General features: G+C 63.1%; 3 protein-coding genes and 1 pseudogene. All 4 read left to right on the forward strand.

Going from position 1 to position 2742, the window contains the following annotated elements:
• The coding region (dapE, locus tag DW49_RS0127695; protein ID WP_024421549.1) for a succinyl-diaminopimelate desuccinylase at nucleotides 1–966 on the forward strand (966 nt) is incomplete at its 5' end.
• Nucleotides 966–1775, forward strand: a complete 810-nt coding sequence (locus DW49_RS0127700) for a putative RNA methyltransferase (RefSeq protein WP_005615949.1) — start codon at nucleotides 966–968, stop codon at nucleotides 1773–1775. The genes dapE and DW49_RS0127700, both read left to right, overlap by 1 nt.
• A 19-nt stretch (nucleotides 1776–1794) precedes the next feature.
• A complete protein-coding gene (locus DW49_RS0127705; protein WP_005615947.1) occupies nucleotides 1795–2172 on the forward strand; it encodes a hypothetical protein in 378 nt (125 codons plus the stop codon).
• A 191-nt stretch (nucleotides 2173–2363) separates the two neighbouring features.
• Nucleotides 2364–2648: pseudogene (locus tag DW49_RS0127710) on the forward strand (glycerol-3-phosphate 1-O-acyltransferase PlsB); the annotation flags it as partial.
• Between the last annotated feature and the right edge of the window lie 94 nt (nucleotides 2649–2742).

Genomic DNA, 2742 nt, shown 5'->3' on the forward strand with positions numbered 1-2742 from the left:
GGCGACGGCCCGGTGCTGTGTTTCGCCGGCCACACCGACGTGGTGCCAACCGGGCCGGTGCAGGACTGGCAGAACGATCCATTCGATGCCCTGATCGACGAGCATGGCATGCTCTGCGGACGTGGCGCTGCAGACATGAAAGGCAGCCTGGCGGCAATGCTGGTCGCAGCCGAGCGCTTCGTGGCAGACCACCCGGACCACAAGGGCTCGGTGGCGTTTCTGATCACCAGCGACGAAGAAGGTCCGGCGCATCACGGCACCAAGGCTGTCGTTGAACGCCTGGCCGCGCGCAAGGAACGTCTGGACTGGTGCATCGTCGGTGAGCCTTCGAGCACCACACTGGTGGGCGATGTGGTCAAGAACGGCCGTCGCGGCTCGCTGGGTGCCAAGCTGACGGTGCGCGGCAAGCAGGGCCATGTGGCTTACCCGCATCTGGCGAAGAACCCGATTCACCTCGCCACGCCTGCGCTGGCCGAACTGGCCGCCGAGCATTGGGACAACGGCAATGATTTCTTCCCGCCGACCAGCTTCCAGATCTCCAACCTGAACTCAGGCACTGGCGCGACCAACGTTATCCCCGGCGATCTGGTGGCGGTCTTCAACTTCCGTTTTTCGACCGAATCGACCGTCGAAGGCCTGCAGCAACGCGTCGCCTCCATCCTCGACAAGCACGAACTGGACTGGCATGTGGACTGGGCCTTGTCCGGCCTGCCGTTTCTGACCGAGCCGGGCGCGCTGCTGGACGCGGTGTCGTCCAGCATCAAGAGTGTTACCGGTCGCGACACCAAAGCCTCGACCAGCGGCGGGACGTCCGATGGCCGCTTCATCGCCACCCTGGGCACTCAGGTGGTTGAGCTGGGCCCGGTCAATGCGACGATTCACCAGGTCAACGAACGCATTCTGGCCAGCGACCTCGACGTGCTGACCGAGATCTACTACCAGACCCTGGTCAAGTTGCTCGCCTGATGCTGACTTGCCCGATCTGCTCTGCGCCGCTCAGTGCGGCTGACAACGGCGTGGTCTGCCCTGCCGGTCACCGTTTCGACCGTGCCCGCCAGGGTTACCTGAACCTGTTGCCGGTGCAGCACAAGAACAGCCGTGACCCCGGTGACAACCAGGCGATGGTCGAAGCGCGCCGCGACTTTCTCAACGCCGGGCACTACGCCCCGGTGGCCCGACGGCTGGCGGAACTGGCAGCCGAGCGCGCCCCGGCACGCTGGCTGGACATCGGCTGCGGCGAGGGTTATTACACCGCGCAGCTTGCCCAAGCGCTGCCCCGTGCCGACGGCTACGCGCTGGACATCTCCCGCGAAGCGGTCAAACGCGCCTGTCGGCGTGACCCGAACCTGACCTGGATGGTTGCCAGCATGGCTCGCATCCCGTTGCCGGATGCCAGCTGTCAGTTTCTCGCCAGTGTGTTCAGCCCGCTGGACTGGCAGGAAGCCAAACGGCTGCTGACGCCCGGTGGCGGGTTGATGCGGGTCGGCCCGACCAGCGAGCACCTGATGGAGCTGCGTCAGCGTCTTTACGATGAAGTTCGCGATTATGCCGACGACAAGCATCTGTCGCTGGTGCCGGAAGGCATGCAGTTGCAACACAGCGAAACCCTGCGCTATACGCTCAAGCTGATCGACGGTCAGTCGCGTGCCGACCTGCTGGCCATGACGCCGCACGGCTGGCGTGCCAGTGCCGAACGCCGCACTGCGGTCATCGAACAACCAGGACCTTTCAAGGTCACCGTTTCCATGCGCTACGATTATTTCGTGCTGCAATAAGCATTCAACAGAGGCACCCATGCGCCAACCCGATATCGAGATTTACCTGAAAGACGCAGACGTCGACCACAAGGCAATTGCCCAGTGGCTGGGCGACGCGCTGGGCACGTGCAGCGACTGGACCCGGAAGGGCCAGACCTGGAAGTGCAAGGCTGGCAACGTATCCGTGACCTGGCTGCCCAAAGCGGTCGGCAAGTGGAACAGCTTGCACCTGGACAGTGACCAGACCCCGTGGGACGACGACATCGCCTGCGCCCGCGCAGCCTTCGCAGCGCTCAACGTCGAAGTACGTTGCGCACCGGGCACCTGGGTCGAAGAAGAAAGCGACGAAACTGCTGACCGCTGGATGCGCATCAGTGCCGACGGCGAAGAAGAGATCACCTGGCACACCGCGTAAGGTTTTTCGTTCAAGCCGTGCGAATGCGTACCGCCGCGGCAGTGACGGCGCTCGTGGCGGGGGCCCTGCGGACTTCCTCCCCTCGACAGGCGTTTGAGCAGGCCTGTCAGGGCTTTTGCCGATCGTCTCGGGATACGTCACACTGACGCCCATCTCGGGCAACCGCTCGTCCCTCACTCAGCAGAAGCCGTATGACCCGTTCTCCGTTCCGTCGTCTTGTGTTCGGCACCCTGCGCCGATTGTTGTACCTCTGGGTTCGCTCGGAAACCATCAATCAATCGTCTTTCACGCTCAACCTCGACCGCAGCCGGCCGGTTTTCTACGCCCTGCAGTCGCCGTCAATCAGCGATCTGGCCGTGATCGATACCGAGTGCCGCAAAGCCGGTCTGCCCAGGCCTGTGCTTTCAGTGGCGGTCGGCAACCTGATCGAGCCGTCTGCGTACTTTTACCTCACGCCTGCACCTGACTGGCTAGGGTCTGTTCCCGTTTCGACGTAACCTATTGATCCCTATGAGAACAGGCCCGTATTGTTGGAGTTCTCACACAACACCAATACGAGCCTGCAATGCC

The organism is Pseudomonas avellanae BPIC 631 (assembly GCF_000444135.1).
GTDB classification, from domain to species: domain Bacteria; phylum Pseudomonadota; class Gammaproteobacteria; order Pseudomonadales; family Pseudomonadaceae; genus Aquipseudomonas; species Aquipseudomonas avellanae.

Coding starts and splice junctions, on each gene's coding strand:
- DW49_RS0127700 (WP_005615949.1), top strand. CDS start 966: ATGCTGACTTGCCCGATCTGCTCTGCGCCGCTCAGTGCGGCTGACAAC.
- DW49_RS0127705 (WP_005615947.1), top strand. CDS start 1,795: ATGCGCCAACCCGATATCGAGATTTACCTGAAAGACGCAGACGTCGAC.